The 16169-nt window shown below is 71.0% G+C and carries 6 protein-coding genes; all 6 read left to right on the top strand.

Going from position 1 to position 16169, the window contains the following annotated elements:
• Positions 1–9: 9 nt before the first annotated feature.
• The 6 genes from AC3RJ6_RS11380 (at position 10) to AC3RJ6_RS11405 (ending at position 16143) form a co-directional block, all read left to right on the top strand.
• Complete coding sequence (locus tag AC3RJ6_RS11380; RefSeq protein ID WP_491427190.1) at positions 10–5349, top strand: Ig-like domain-containing protein; 5340 nt, start codon at positions 10–12, stop codon at positions 5347–5349.
• Positions 5350–5374: 25 nt separating this feature from the next.
• Entirely contained in the window at positions 5375–6343 is a 969-nt protein-coding gene (locus tag AC3RJ6_RS11385) for an AAA family ATPase (protein WP_491427794.1), read from the top strand.
• Positions 6340–7674, top strand: coding sequence for a DUF58 domain-containing protein (locus AC3RJ6_RS11390; protein ID WP_491427191.1), 1335 nt, complete (start codon positions 6340–6342; stop codon positions 7672–7674). Before AC3RJ6_RS11385 ends, AC3RJ6_RS11390 begins: the two co-directional genes overlap by 4 nt.
• Complete coding sequence (locus tag AC3RJ6_RS11395; RefSeq protein ID WP_491427192.1) at positions 7671–9977, top strand: transglutaminase TgpA family protein; 2307 nt, start codon at positions 7671–7673, stop codon at positions 9975–9977. Before AC3RJ6_RS11390 ends, AC3RJ6_RS11395 begins: the two co-directional genes overlap by 4 nt.
• A 9-nt stretch (positions 9978–9986) precedes the next feature.
• Positions 9987–10589: an FHA domain-containing protein gene (locus tag AC3RJ6_RS11400; protein ID WP_491427193.1), complete on the top strand. Its 603-nt coding sequence runs from the start codon at positions 9987–9989 to the stop codon at positions 10587–10589.
• Between the two features lie 139 nt (positions 10590–10728).
• Positions 10729–16143 carry an Ig-like domain-containing protein gene (locus tag AC3RJ6_RS11405; RefSeq protein ID WP_491427194.1) on the top strand — a complete coding sequence of 1805 codons (5415 nt, stop codon included), beginning with the start codon at positions 10729–10731 and terminating at the stop codon, positions 16141–16143.
• Positions 16144–16169: the final 26 nt, after the last annotated feature.

A 16169-nucleotide genomic window follows, 5' to 3' on the forward strand; every position in this document is an offset into this window, starting at 1 on the left:
GGAGTCATCGTGGGAACCTTCGCGTCGTGGGTGCGCGCGCGCAAGGCGACGGCGACCGCGGTCGCCCTGACGCTCATCGCCGGCGTGCCGCTGACCTTCGCGGTGCTCCACCAGGGCTTCCCCGTCACCGACCCCGACCTCGATGCCCGGGACGTCTGGGTCCTCAACGGCAAAGACCTGCTGGCAGGGCGCCTCAACAAGCCGATCGGTGAGCTCGACGCGGCCGTCAACACCGCGACGAACGAGTTCGACGTCCTGCAGAACGGCGACGACGCCTTCCTCTACGACCGCAGCATCGGCTCGATCGAGCGCATCGACTCGTCGTTCACGACGCTCACCGAGCGCATCGACGTGCCACCGGGGTCGACGGTCGCCTACGGCGGCGACATCATCGCCGTCCTCTCGCCGAAGGGCGAGCTCTGGACGGTGCACGCCGGATCGGCGCTCTCGTTCGACGCCGCCGGCACCGATCCGCTGTTGAAGCTCGGCGACGGCGCCCAGGTCGCCGTCTCGAGCGAGGGCACCGTGTTCGCGACGCGGCCCGGCAAGCGCGCGCTGTACACGGTCGCCGTCGACGGCGACCCGCAGAAGCGCAGCACACCGAAGCTCGGTGCCCACCAGCTCGCGGCGATCGGCGAGCGGCCCGTCATCCTCGACGACGACGAGAACCGCGTGATTTCGGGCGACACGATCGTCGAGCTGCCCGAGCAGGGTCTCCGGCTGCAGCAGTCGGGTGCCGAGCACGACGTCGCGCTCGTGGCCGCGGCCGACTCGCTGCTCGAAGTCCCGCTGTCGGGCGGCAGCGTCCGCGACATCCCCTCGGGCGGCGACGCCCCCGCCGAGAAGGCGTCGCAGGTCGCGGCACCGGTCTGGCTGAACGGGTGCGCCCACGCCGCCTGGGCGATTTCGTCGAGGTACCTCGCCGCGTGCGACGGCTCAGAGCCGCGGTCGCAGGAGATCGAGCAGAAGACCGCCGGCGGCCGACTCGAGTTCCGCGTGAACCGCAACGTGATCGTGCTCAACAACCTCTCGAACGGCAACGCCTGGCTCGTCGACGCCGACCTGCGGCTCGTCGACAACTGGGAGGAGGTCACGCCCCCCGAGGAGTCCGAGGACGAGGAGGGCGAGGAGAAGAGCTCCCGCCAGAACTTCGAGGACACGCTCGCCGAGCGGGGGCCGGTGAACCGCCCGCCCGTCGCGCGAGACGACGAGTTCGGCGTTCGCCCCGAACGCACGACGATCCTCGAGGTGCTCGAGAACGACACCGACCCCGACGGCGACGTGCTGACCGTCGCCGAACTCCCCGCCGTGAGCGGTGCGAAGGGCCGGCTCGAACTCATCGATGGCGGGCGCGCGCTGCAGTTCACGCCCGAGGAGGGCGCGGCTGGCACCGCCTCGTTCCGGTACGGCGTCGACGACGGGCGCGGCGGGGTGGCCGAGGCATCCGTGAACGTGCGCATCACACCCGAGAGCGAGAACCAGGCGCCGGTCTCGATGCGCAACGGCGCGACGGCCGTCGAGCAGAACCGGCAGATCTCGTACAACGTGCTCGCCGACTGGAACGACCCCGACGGCGACGACGTCTACCTCGTGAACGCGTCGCCGACGAGCGGCGACTCGGTGCGGTTCAGCCCCGACGGGCTCATCACGTTCGCGCACCGCTCGGGCGAGCTCGGCACCAAGGAGGTGCAGTACGTCGTCTCCGACGGGCAGACCGAGGCGGCCGGCACCCTCGAGGTCGAGGTCGAGCCCACCGGAACCCTGAACCCCGTCGGCACGCCCGACTTCGCGCAGGTGTTCGTCGGCGAGTCGGTCGCGATCGAGCCGCTCGCCAACGACCTCACGCCGTCGGGGGCGCCGCTCGAACTCGCGGGCGTCGAAGAGGTGCCCGACGGGGTCGAGGTGACGCCCAACCTCGAGCGCGGCACCATCACGTTCTCGGCGGACGAACCGGGGGAGTACGTCTTCCTCTACGACCTCGCGGCCGACACGGCGACGAGCATCGGGCTCATCAGGGTGCAGGTCACCGAGGCGCCCGATGACGCGCCCGACCCCATCGCCGTGAAGGACACCGCCTACCTGCGACCCGGCGAACCCACGACCGTGCCCGTGCTCGCGAACGACGTCTCGCCGTCGGGCCGGGTGCTCGCGGTGCAATCGGTCGACGACGCCGCCACCGACGACCTCGTCTCCGTCGAGATCCTCACCAACACGGCCGCGCGCGTCACGGCGTCGGAGGCGCTCGACCGGCAGCTGCAGTTCGAGTACACGATCTCCGACGGGGTCGACACCGCGACGGCCTCCGTCACGGTCGTGCCGGTGCCGCCGCTCGTGAAGCACCAGCCGCCGGTCGCCGCCGACGACAGCGTCAACGTGCGCGCCGGCGACATCGTCACGGTGCCCGTGCTCGCGAACGACTACCACCCCGACGCGGCGGCCATCCACGTGCTGCCCGAGCTCTCCAAGGTCTCCGCCGAGGGCGGACTCGCCTTCGTGAGCGGCGACCGCGTGCGCTTCCAGGCGCCGAAGACGCCGGGCAGCTACAGCGCCGTCTACACGATCGGCGACGACTTCGAGCAGACGGCGCGGGCGACCGTGCACTTCACCGTGATCGGACCGGACCCCGAGAACAACCGCGCCCCGCTGCCGACCCCGCTCACCTCGCGCACGTTCGAGGGATCGACGGTCAAGATCGACGTGCCGCTCGACGGCATCGATCCCGACGGCGATTCGGTCGCACTCACGGGCATCGCCTCGGCGCCCGCGCTCGGACGCATCATCGATCGCACGAGCACCTCGATCACCTACGAGGCGCTCACCGGCTCGGCGGGCACCGACACGTTCGAGTACGAGGTCGAGGACACCGGCGGCGCGAAGTCGAAGGGGGTCGTGCGCATCGGCGTCATTCCGCGGCCCGCGGTGCAACTGCCGCCCAAGGCCGTCGACGACACGATCGAGATGAAGCCCGGGCGCACGGTCGGCGTCGAAGTGCTGCTCAACGACTCCGATCCGTCGGGGTACCAGTTGCACGTGGCCGGGCTCCCCGACGTCGACGAGGGCATCGAGGCCGAGGTCCGCGACCGCCGTCGCGTCGTCGTCACGGCACCCGACACCGAGGGCGCCTACACGGTGCGCTACGAGATCTCGAACGGGCACGGCGGCGCCGACGCCGCGTTCCTGCAGATCGCGGTGACCGACGACGCCGTCATCCCGCCGCCGACCGCCGAAGACCAGGTGATCGAACCCGAAGAGGTCGTCGACGTCGACAGCGTCAACGTGCGTCCGCTCGCCGATGCGACGAACCCGGGCGGGCTCGTCGAAGACCTGGCGGTCACCGTCGAGGGCCCGAACGCGGGGCGCGCCGAGGTGCTCTCCGACGGCAGCATCGACGTGAACCCCGGTCGCGAGCGCTTCGCCGTCGCCTACCGCCTGACGAACGAGCTCGACGACCTCTCGGCGATGGCGTTCGTCATCGTGCCGGCGATCCCCGGCGAAGAGGCGCCGCCCGAGGAGACCCAGCGGCCGAAGACCCCCGAAGAGCTCGCGGCCGAGGAGAAGGCGAAGTTCCCCGCGCCGCACCTGGCCGACATGGAGCCCGTCATCGTGCCGATGAACGGCAGCATCACGTGGGACGTCGACGACATCGTCGTGGTGCCGTCGGGCAAGCCGCCGCTCGTCCTCTCGGCGTCGGCGACGAACGCGCGCGAGGCGCCGATGGTCGACGGCCGGACGCTGCAGTACGTCCCCGAGCAGGACTATCGCGGCTCCGCGGCACTGACGTTCGAGGTGACCGACGGCGAGAGCGCCGCCGATCCCGTCGGTCGCACGGCGATCCTCACGATCCCGATCACGGTCGGCGACCCGAACTACAACGACACCCCGCCGACGTTCACCCCCCGCACCGAGACCATCGAGGCGGGCGAGCAGCCGCTCCAGGTCGACCTGCGGTCGTCGACGTACCAGCCGAACCCCGACAACATCGAGCGCGTCGAGTACACGAACCTCGAGGGCGTCACCGACGAGATCCAGGCGTCGATCGACGGCGGCACCCTGACGGTCTCGTCGGAGCTCGGCGTGCAGCCCGGCACGTCGACGCGACTGACGTTCGACCTGCGGTTCGAGTCGTTCACGGTGCCGGGCTACGTCGACGTGAAGGTGGTCTCCTCGACGCGGGCGAAGCCCATCGCGAAGGACGACGGCCCCGTCGAGATGGTGCGGAGCGACACGAAGACGATCGACGTGCTCGCGAACGACTTCAACCCGTTCAACGCCGAGGGCGAGAAGCTGCGCGTGGTCGCGGCCGAGATCGACTCGCAGAACGTCGGTGCGAACGCGTCGGTCAGCCACACCGAGTCCGACCTCACGGTGCGCACCGGGGCGTCGTTCACGGGCGAGCTGAGCGTCATCTACCGCGTCGGCGACGCGACGATGGACCCGGCCCGCGAAGTGCAGGGCCGCGTCACCGTGATCGTGCGCGACCGGCCCGACGCGCCCACGATCACGGGCACCACGAGCGGCGATGGCAGGGTCACGATCACGTGGCGGGCGAACGCGACGAACAACTCGCCCATCACGAAGTACGTGGTGTCGTCGACGCCGGCCGCGGGCGGGCCGTGGACGTTCGATGAGACGGCGGCCGGGTCTGCCCAGACGATCAGCGGTCTCAACAACGGCACGACGTACACGTTCACGGTGCGCGCCGAGAACGCGATCGGCCTCTCGGACGCGTCGAACGCGGCCGCCCAGACGCCGTACGGCACGCCGACGGCGCCGACCGGGCTCTCGCACGGCAGCATCGGGTACGCGAATGCCGATGTCGCCGTCAGCTGGAATCCGCCGACCGACACCGGCGGCGGCGGCGTCCAGTACCAGAGCCGTATCAACGGCGGCAGTTGGTCGGGGTGGTCCACCGCCCGATCGCGGACTTTCAACAACCTCGGTGCCGGCAGCTACACGGTCGACGTGCGGGCGATGAACAACGGCAGCGGCAACATCGGGCCGGCGAACTCGATCAGGTTCAGCGTCGAGAACCGCCCGCCGCCGCCGCAGCGCGCGACGATCTGCAAGGGCAGTAGCGAGGGTGGAGGCAACGCGGTCGTCGTGAAGTACGAGAACTTCCCAGGCGGCAGCTACCGGATGTACACGTCGATCGGCGGTGACTCGAGCGCGTTCTACAAGGAGACGTTCAGCCTGAGCGGCAGCGGACAGCAGCGGCTGCAGAACTGGCTCGGCATCCGCCGTGACGCGGCGATCTGGGTCGAGGTCGAGGGGCCGGCCGACCCGAACGAGACCAACCACATCTCGGGAGCCGAATGGAACGCGCTCTCGCCCGGCCAGTGCAGCCGTTGAACCTCGGAAGGAAGACGAACACCTCATGTCAGTGACGCAAGATCAGGCCCTGTGGTTTCAGGATGCGTTCTCGAAGTTGGTCGACAACGTGGATCGCGCGATCCTCGGCAAGCGCGAGGTGATCGAGCTCGTCGTGACGGCGTTGCTGTCGGACGGGCATGTGCTGCTGGAGGACTTCCCGGGTACGGGCAAGACGGTGCTCGCGAAGGCGTTGGCGAACACGTTGGACGGGACGAACTCGCGGATCCAGTTCACGCCCGACCTGCTGCCGTCGGATGTGACGGGTGTCACGATCTACGACCAGGGGAAGGGGCAGTTCGAGTTCCATCGGGGTCCGATCTTCGCGTCGATCGTGCTGGCGGATGAGATCAACCGGGCGTCTCCGAAGACGCAGTCGTCGCTGCTCGAGGTGATGGAGGAGGGCAAGGTCACGGTCGACGGCGTCTCGTACGAGGTGGGCAGCCCGTTCATGGTGATCGCGACGCAGAACCCGGTGGAGCAGGCGGGCACGTATTCGCTGCCCGAGGCGCAGCTCGACCGGTTCCTGATCAAGACGTCGCTCGGGTACCCCGACCACGACACGGCGGTGACGCTGCTGCTCGACTCGGCGAACCGGGCGCGGGCGTCGAAGGTGTCGCCGATCATCGCGCCCGAGTCGATCACGACGATGGCGGCGCTCGCGAGCGAGGTGTATGTGGATGCGGCGGTGCTGTCGTATCTGAACGAGTTGGTCGCGGCGACCCGGGACGACAAGGACTCGGCGCTCGGCGTCAGCATGCGCGGCGCGTTGGCGTTGGCCCGTGCGGTGAAGACGCGGGCGATCTCGCAGGGCCGCACGTTCGCGACGCCGGATGATGTGCGCGAGTTGGCGGTGCCGGTGCTGGCGCACCGCATCATCGTGGATCCGGAGTCGGAGTTCGCGGGGGTGTCCGCGGTCGACATCGTGAATCGGGTGCTGGTCGAGGTCGCTCCGCCGGCGTACCGGGCGGCATGACCGCACCCGCCGGCACGCGAACGACGCCCGCTCCGAACCCCGGGCAGGCGCCGTCGCCCGCGCCCTCGCAGACGCGCATCGCAGTCCGGGCCGTGGGGCGTTCGCTCGAGGCATCCCTGCGGGCCGCCCGGCGTGCCGTCGTGCGCGCCGCGCGCGCGGTGGCGGCGTTCTGCGAGCCCGTGACCGGCATCATCTCGACGACCGGCTGGCTCGTGCTCGCCGCGGCGGCCGTGTCGCTCGTCGTGGCGTGGACGTTCGGCTGGATCGAGTTCGCGTTCCTCGGCTTCACCCTGCTCGCGGCCGTCGTCGTGTCGATCGCGTTCGTCTTCGGACGCATGCACTTCGACGTCGGCATCGAGCTGCAGCCCGCGCGAGTCGTCGCCGGCGAGCGGGCGCTCGGCCGGCTCGCCGTGCGCAACGCCGGCAGCGCGGCGTCGGCGCCGGCGCGCATCGAGCTGCCGGTCGGCGCGGGCCTGGCCGAATTCGTCGTGCCGCACCTGGCGCCGGGGGAGGAGCACGACGAGCTCTTCGCAGTGCCGACGAACCGGCGCGCCGTCATCGTCGCGGGCCCCGCGGTCTCGGTGCGCGGCGACCAGCTCGGAATGCTGCGCCGAACCGTGCGCTGGACCGACCCCGTCGAACTCTTCGTGCACCCCGTGACCGCGCGTCTCCTGCCGTCGGCCGCGGGACTCGTGCGCGACCTCGAGGGCGAGGTCACGAAGGTGATCACGAACAACGACATCTCGTTCCACGCGCTCCGCGCCTACGAGCCCGGCGACCCGCTGCGCAACGTGCACTGGCGCACGTCGGCGCGGACCGGACGACTCATGGTGCGCCAGTACGAGGAGACGCGCCGGTCGCAACTCGCCCTCGTGCAGTCGACCGAGCGCTCCCACTACGCGTCCGACGACGAGTTCGAACTCGGCGTCTCGGTGCTCGCCTCGATCGGCGTGCAGGTCATCCGCGATCAGACCCGGCTCTCCGTCGTGACCGAGCGCGTCAGTCTGCGAACGGCGACGCCGACCACCCTGCTCGACGATTCGTGCCGGATCGACCCGGTCGAAGGCGCCTACCCGACCCTGCGCGACTTCGTGCGCGAGGCGACGAAGCGGCTGCCCGCTCCGAGCGTCGTCATCGCGGTCGGCGGCTCGGCGCTCCCGCTCGCCGAGTTCCGCGCGGTCGAGACGGTGTTCGGCAACGACACCCAGACGATCGCGGTGCGCGTCGAGCTCGGTGCCGCGTCGACCCTCACGAAGATCGCGGGCATGACCGTCGCGACGGTCGGCGAGCTCGGCGACCTGCCCCGCCTGATGCGGAGGGTTCGCCCGTGAGACGACTTCCCCGCAACGTCGTGAGCGACCTGCTCGTACTCAGCCTGCTGTCGCTGCTCGGCATCGTCGGCTACGAGACGAGCTTCGGCGACCTCAACTTCCTCGTCGCGGCGATCGCCGGCCTCGTCGTCGGCACGCTCGCCGCCGTCGCCGGCGCGATCTGGCGGCTCGGCGTGCTCACGACCGTGCTCGTCGCACTCGCCGCCTACTTCGTGCTCGGCACCCCGTTCACCATGCCCGAGTCGGGCCTCTTCGGCGTGCTGCCGAGCCTCGCGTCGCTCGCGGGGCTCGCGTACGGCGCCGTGTTCGGCTGGGCCGACATCGTGACGATCGGCACCCCTGTCGAGGCGCCGTACTACATCGCGGCGCTGCCGTACTTCGCCGCCTGGCTCGTGTCGCTCGTCGGCACCATGCTCGCGACGCGGTGGCTGCCGAAGCGCCGCACCGCGCTGCGCGCGAGCGTGCTCGTCATCGGACCTGCGCTGCTCTACCTCTCGGGCATCCTGCTCGGCACCGACGAGCCGTACTTCGCCGGCGTGCGCGGCGTCGCGTTCGCGGTCATCGCCCTCGTGTGGATCGCGTGGCATCGAGGCGCCACCGTCGAGGCATCCGGCGAGGGCGCGAAGCGGCTCCGGCGCCAGAAGGTCACCGGTACGGCCGCGGTCGTCGCCGGCGCGGTCACGATCGGAGCCCTCGCCGGCGTCGCGTTCGCGCCCGTGAGCCCCGAACGCTTCGTGCTGCGCGAAGAGGTCGTGCCGCCGTTCGACCCGCTCGAGTTCCCGAGCCCGCTGTCGGGGTTCCGCAAGTACACGAAGGACCTGGCCGAGGAGACCCTCTTCACGGTGCGCGGCCTCGAGCCAGGTGACACGCTTCGGCTCGCAACGATGGACTCGTACACCGGCCGCCTCTGGAACGTCGCCGGCCCCGAGGACGCGGGCTCCGACGCCGGCTACGGCATCGTCGGGGAGTCGCTGCCGAAGCCCGATCTCGCCGACCTCGGTTCGTCTCGCGACGTCGAGATCGAGATCGGCGCCTACTCCGACGTGTGGCTGCCGACGGTGGGATACGGCAGCACACTGCGCCTCGCTGACGCCGACAGCTCGGCACGGGCGGGCGACCTGCGGTACAACCCCGACGCCGGCACGGCGGTGCTGACGAGCGGCATCGGCGAGGGCACCCGATACGAACTGACGGCGCGGGTGCAGCGCGAGCCCGACGCCGAGGCGCTCGTCGACGTGCCGGTCGCCGACCTCACCCTGCCGATCGTCGAGAATTCGCCCGACGTCGCCGATGCGAAGGCGCAGGAGCTCGCGGGAGACGCGGCGAGCCCCATCGAGCAGCTCCGCGCGATCGAGAAGGCGCTCAAGACCAACGGATTCCTGAGCCACGGCCTCGCCTCCGACGAGGTCGCATCGCGCGCCGGCCACGGTGCCGACCGCATCACCGAGCTCTTCACCCGCGCGCAGATGGTCGGCGACGCCGAGCAGTACGCGGCGGCGATGGCGCTCATGGCGCGCGACCTCGGCTACCCCGCCCGGGTCGTCATGGGCTTCGCGCCCGAGGTCGCCGAGGGTCAGGAGGAGGTCGAGGTCGTCGGCGACGACGTCACCGCCTGGGTCGAGGTCGCGTTCGACGGCGTGGGCTGGGTGGCCTTCCACCCGACGCCCGACCAGGTCGACGTTCCCAAGGAGGAGACGCCGAAGCCGAAGTCCGAGCCGCAGCCGCAGGTGCGGCAGCCTCCGCGCGCCGAGCACACCGAGGACGAGCTGCTCTCGACGGTCGAGATCGACGACACCGACGACGACGACAAGGACAAACCCTTCCAGATCCCGGGCTGGGTATGGGTCGCCCTCGGATCCATCGCCATCCCGGCGGCCCTCGTGTTCCTGCCGATGCTCGCGGCCGCGATCGTCAAGGCCGCCCGTCGGCGACGCCGGCGCTCGGGGCCGAACGACCGACAGGCCGCCGCGGCCTGGGAGGAGCTCGTCGACCGCTACGCCGAGCTCGGCTTCGAACCGCCGTCGCGCGCGACCCGGTTGCAGTCGGCGAGATCGCTCGAGCACCAGATCGCCGAGCAGGGGCTCGGCGAGGCGATGCGCGGCCCGGATGCCTCGGGGGAGTCGGTGCCGCTGTCGGCGCTCGCCGCGACGATCGACCGGGACGTGTTCGCCGGCAGCGCCGTCGCCGACGAGGTCGTCGCACGTCGGTGGACGGAGGCCGACGCGGCGACGGCCGCGGTCACCGCGGCGGTCGGCGGCGCCCGACGGTTCATCAGCCGGTACCGCGTTCGTCGGCGTCGCTAGGCTGGCGTCGTGGGCGAACAGGACTTCATCGTTCCGCCGCCGGGGCTCGTGCCTCAGGCGCCGCAGCCGCACGCACCCGACCGCACGGTGCGGGCCGTCCCGCGCACGTTGCCGACGTTCGCCCCCGGCGGGCCGCTGATCGGTGCGCCGGGCGCGCCCCTCCCGAAGCCCCCGACCACGGGCACGGCGCCCGCGGCGCCGACGCCGACGGGGTCGGCGGAGACGCTCGCCGACCGGTCCCCGGCCGGCGCCCGGGCCCAGGCCGCCGACGCGCCCGCGTGGCGCCTCGTCGCGGCATCCGGGTTCGAGGTCGTCATCGACGGCCCCGTCGTGCTCGGTCGCGATCCGCAGCCGACCGCGGTGCCGGGTGCCCGCCCGATCGCGGTCGACGATCCCGCTCGCACCGTGTCGAAGACCCACGCGTTCGCCGAGCCGATCGCAGAGGGCCTGCGGGTCACCGACCTGCGGTCGACGAACGGGCTGCGGGTCGAGCCGCCCGGTGGGGTGATGCGCGAACTCGCGGCCGGCGAGCCGACGGTCGTCGAGGCGGGCGCGGCCCTCTACCTGGGTGAGTTCGGCCTGCGGGTCGACGGCGTCGCACGCCGGGCCTGAATCGATTCGAGCGCGGGCGCGATCGCCGCGCTGATGGGGAGTCCTCCCCATTCGGGGTGCCACCGAGTGCGTGTTAGCCTCGCAGCGACCGAATGGGCCGCGCTCGTCGGTGCTGGTTGCCGAGTTCCGAGGAGTGGGCGTGAGGGGAATCGCCGCGTGGGTGCGCGCGCACCGGTCGGCCACCACCGCGATCGTGCTCGCGCTCGTCGCGAGCGTGCCGGTGACCATCGCCGTCACGCACCAGGGGTTCCCGGTCACCGATCCCGACCTCCAGGCGCGCAACGTCTGGGTCACGAACGGCGAGAAGCTGCTCGCCGGCCGGCTGAACCGGCAGATCGAAGAGCTCAACGCCGCAGTCGCCACGGCGTCGAGCGAGGCCGATGTGCTGCAGGACGGCGATGACGTCTTCCTCTACGATCCGGGCGCGGGCTCGATCGAACGCATCGATCGCGCCTACACGACGCTCGTGCAGCGCATCGATGTGCCGCCCGCGTCGCAGGTCGCCTACGGCGGAGGAGTGCTCGCCGTCCTGTCGCCCGACGGCGAGCTGTGGCGGGTCCCCGCGACCGGCGAACTCGCCTTCGACTGGCGGGGCACCGACCCGGTCGCGAAGCTCGGCGCCGACGCGCAGGTCGCCGTGAGCTCGAAGGGGACCGTCTTCGCGACCTCGGTCAAGAAGCACGACGTGCTCTCACTCGCGGCCGACGCGTTCGATCCGGCGCGAACGGCGCTGCCCGGGTTCGGCGCCCCGCACCAGCTCGCCGCGGTCGGCGAGCAGCCGGTCGTGCTCGACCTCGACGGCGACCGCCTGCTCACCGCCGACGGCACTCGCGAGCTCGACACGCCCGGCGTGCGCCTGCAGCAGTCCGGGCCCGATGCCGACAGCGCGATCGTCGCGACGGCCGAGGGCCTCGTCGCGGTGCCGCTCGGCGAGGGCGACGTCGAGTCCTTCCCGCACGGGGCGGGCGCGGTCGACGAGAATCCCGAGCGCATCGCGGCGCCCGTGCGGCTCGGCACGTGCGTGCACGGGGCGTGGGCCGACAACGCGCGGTACGTCCGCGTGTGCGACGGCGACGACCCCGCCGGTGTCGACATCGCCGGCGTCTCGGCCGGTGCGCGGCTCGAGTTCCGGGTCAATCGCGACGTCATCGCGCTCAACGACCTGCGCAACGGCAACGCCTGGCTCGCCGACGACGAGCTCACCGTCATCGACAACTGGGACGAGGTGACCCCGCCGAAAGACGGCGAGTCCGACGAAGACGGCGAGGAGGAGATCTCGAAGCAGACCTTCGAGGACACGCTCGCCCAGCGCAGCGAGCAGAACCGCCCACCGGTCGCGAACGACGATGCGTACGGCGTGCGTGCCGGCCGCGCGACCGTGCTCGACGTGCTCTCGAACGACAGCGACGTCGACGGCGACGTGCTCGTCATCTCCGACACGAGCGAGGTCGGCGAGTCGGCCGGGCGGCTCGAAGCGATCGACGGCGGGCGCGCGCTGCAGTTCACGCCGGCCGAGGGCCTCACCGGCACGGTCTCGTTCCGGTACGGCGTCGATGACGGTCGCGACGGCGTCGCCGAGGCGTCCGTGAACGTGAAGCTCAGCCCCGAGACCGTCAATGCCGCGCCCGAGTCGCTGCGCAAGACGGCGCTGAGCGTCGAGCAGGGCCAGAAAGTCACGTACAACCTGCTGGCCGACTGGCGCGACCCCGACGGCGACGACCTGTACCTCGTGACCGCATCGCCGACGTCTGCCGACGCCGTACGCACGAGCCCCGACGGCTACCTCACGTTCGAGCACAAGTCGGCCGAGCTCGGGCAGAAGGAGGTGCAGTACACGGTCTCCGACGGCACGACGACCGCCACCGGAACCCTCGTCGTCGAGGTCAAGCCGGCGGGCTCGCTGAATCCGATCGGCACGCCCGACTACACCCGCGCCTTCGTCGGCGAGACCGTGCAGGTGGCACCGCTCGAGAACGACGTCTCGCCGTCGGGGGCCGCGCTGCGCCTGCTCGGCGTCGTCGACGCCGACGACCAGCCCGACTGGTTCACGCTCACGCCCAATCTCGAGCGCGGGCTCATCACGTTCGTCGCGACCGAGCCGGGCGACGCGCAGTTCATGTACGAGCTCGGCTCGGGCGAGACCACGAGCAAGGGGCTCATCCGCGTCCACGTCGATCCGCCTCCCGGCAGCGAGACCCCCGAGCCGCCGATCGCGGTGCGCGACACGGCGTACCTGCGACCCGGTGAGCCCGTGACGGTTCCCGTGCTCGCCAACGACGTGTCGCCGACGGGCGCGGTGCTCGCGGTGCAGGGCGCCGACGACGCCTCCGTGCAGGGCAGCGTCTCGGTCGAGATGCTCTCGAACACCGCGATCCGGGTGTCGAGCTCCGAGGCGCTCGAGAAGCAGGTGCAGTTCTCGTACACCGTCTCCGACGGTGCGCAGAGCTCGACGTCGACGGTCACGGTCGTGCCGGTGCCGCCGCTCGTGAAGCACCAGCCGCCCGTCGCGGTCGACGACCGCGCAACCGTGCGTGCGGGCGACATCGTCACGGTGCCCGTGCTCGACAACGACTTCCACCCCGACGGCGCGACGATGCACGTCGCCGACGAGCTCGACGTGCGCGAACTGCAGAGCGTGGGCCTCGCCTTCGTCAGCCGTGACGAGGTGCGCTACCAGGCCCCCGACGAGCCGGGCACGTACCGCCTCGTGTACACGCTGACCGACGACTACGGGCAGGTCTCTCGTGCGAAGGTCACGTTCGACGTCACGGCGAAGGCCGGCGGCACGAACCGGGCGCCGCTGCCCGAGCCGCTCACCGCGCGCGTGTTCGAGGGGTCGGTCGTGAAGATCGAGGTGCCGCTCGACGGGCTCGACCCCGACGGCGACTCGGTGACGCTCACCGAGCTCGAGAACCCGCCGATGCTCGGCCGCGTCGTCGAGCGCACGAGCCATACGATCTCGTACGAGGCGTTCCCCGGCTCGACGGGCACCGACTCGTTCAGCTACACCCTGAGCGACCCGTTCGGCGACACCGCCACGGGCACGATCCGGGTCGGCGTCATCCCGCGTCCGGCTGTCCAGCTGCCGCCGAAGGCGGTTGACGACTCGATCGAGATGCGGCCCGGTCGCACCGGCTCCGCCGAAGTGCTGCTCAACGACACCGACCCGAGCGGCTATGCGCTGCAGGTCTCGGGGATCCCCGAGGTGAGTGAGGGGCTCGAGGCCGAGATCGACGACCAGCGCCGCGTCGTCGTCACCGCCCCGAAGCAGGAGGGCGGCTACACGATCCGCTACGAGATCTCGAACGGGCACGGCGGCGTCGACTCGGCGTTCCTGCAGATCGCCGTCACGAAAGACGCGAAGATCCTGCCGCCGACCGCCGAGGACCAGATCCTCGAGCCCGAGGAGGTCGCCGACGGCGAGGCCGTCACGGTGACCCCGCTCGACGACGCGACGAACCCCGGCGGGCTCGTCGACGACCTCGTCGTCACCGTCGAGGGCCCGCACGCCGACGATGCCCGAGTGACGAAGGACGGCTCGATCGAGGTGACTCCCGGTGCCGAGCGCTACGCGGTCGCCTACCGGGTGACGAACGAGCTCGACGAGCTCTCGGCGATGGCGTTCGTCGTCGTGCCGCCCGTGCCGGGCAGCGACATCCCGCTCGAAGACCGGCCGCGCTCGCTCGAGGCGACGCCGACGCCGAAGCCCGGTGAGACGGCTCCGCCGACGCCGACCGAGCGGCAGAAGACGCAGGAGGAGCTCGACAAGGAGGAGCGCGACAAGTACCCCGCGCCGCACCTGAAGGACCTCGAGCCCATCGTCGTGCCGATGAACGGCTCGATCGAGTGGAGCGTCGACGACCTCGTCGAGGTGCCGAGCGGGCAGCCGGCGCTCATCCTCTCGGCGACGGCTGCGAAGACGCGCGAGGCGCCGTTCGTCGACGGCACCCACCTGCAGTTCAAGCCCGAGCAGGACTACCGCGGACCCGCGTCGCTGACCTTCGAGGTCACCGACGGCGAGGACGCCGACGACCCGGTCGGCCGCAAGGCGATGCTCACGCTGCCGATCACGGTCGGCGACGCGAACTACGACGACACCCCGCCGACGTTCACGCCGCGCCAGGAGACGATCGAGGCGGGCGAGACGCCGCGCGAGGTCGACCTGCGTCAGTCGACCGGACAGCCGAACCCCGACAACATCGAGAAAGTGCAGTACGTCGGCATCGAGAGCTCCAACCCGCTCATCAGGGCCGAACTCGTCGACGGGCACCTGCTGCGCATGTCGGCCGAACTGGGTGTGCAGCCGGGTGAAGACAGCCGCATCAGCTTCGACCTGAAGTTCAACGAGTTCACGGTGCCCGGCTACGTCGACGTGAAGGTCGTCTCGTCGACGCGTGCAGCCCCCAAGGCGAACGACGACGACTCGATCATCATGGTGCGCGGCGAGACCCGTGCGGTACCCGTGCTCGCGAACGACTTCAACCCGTTCGCACAAGACGGAAAGCCGCTGCGCGTCGTCGCGGCCGAGATCGACCAGCAGAGCGTCGGCACGAACGCGTCGGTGAGCTTCACCGAGAACGAGGTCACCGTGACGACGGGGGCGGCATTCACCGGCACGCTCAGCGTGCGCTACACGATCGAGGACGCGACCGAAGACCCGAACCGACGGTCGTCGGGGTACGTCATCGTGACCGTGCGCGACAAACCCGATCAGCCGAACGCCCCGGTGGCCTCGGCGGCCGGGTCGCAGACGGCGCATGTGACGTGGCAGGCACCTGCCGACAACAACGCGGCGATCGAGTCCTACACGCTCTTCTACGGCGGCACGAGCAAGCAGTTCTCGCCGAGCGCCGCCGGTGTGACGCAGACCATCACGGGGCTCACGAACGGCACGGCGTACACGTTCCGCGTGAGCGCGACGAACGTCGTCGGGTCGAGTTCGGTCTCGAGCACGTCGGGGTCGGTGACGACGTACGGCAAGCCGGGCACACCCGGTGTGAGCGCGAGCGCGTCGGGCTACGCGCCGGCGACGATCTCGGCGAGCTGGTCGGCGCCGGCCTCCGGTGGCGGTTCGCTGACCTACCGCGCCTGCCTCAACGGCGGGAGCTGCCGGGACCTGACCGGCACGTCGACGTCGTGGGGCGGTGCGGCCGCCGGAACCTACCGGGTGACCGTCACAGCGACGAACACCGGTGGCCTGACGAGCGACACCGGGACGAGCAACTCGGTCAGCGTGGTGAACGCCCCGCCGCCGCCGCCCTCGGTCTCGCTGCAGAAGGGCGCCCGTATCGGCTACTACAGCGGTCAGTACGGCTATTGCGGCGGTGACTGCTGGTTCTACGACGTGACCGTCAACAACTTCAGCCCGAACACGACCTACACCGTCTACCAGTACTGCGGTGGCTCGGCGGGGTCGGACCGCCCGACGCTCCGGACCGACGGCAACGGCTACGGCCGGTTCACCGGCCGCTGGAACGGCAGCATCCCGAACCGCTTCTGCGCCAACAACGCCTACGCGGTGGTCGGCGGCGTTCAGAGCAACACCGCATGGTGATGACGCGAGCAGATACCCATCTCGCG

Source organism: Agromyces cucurbitae (assembly GCF_058349945.1).

What these genes read in the sequence shown, in the direction of transcription:
- AC3RJ6_RS11385 (WP_491427794.1), top strand. Translation starts at nt 5,375, where the DNA reads ATGTCAGTGACGCAAGATCAGGCCCTGTGGTTTCAGGATGCGTTCTCG.
- AC3RJ6_RS11390 (WP_491427191.1), top strand. Translation starts at nt 6,340, where the DNA reads ATGACCGCACCCGCCGGCACGCGAACGACGCCCGCTCCGAACCCCGGG.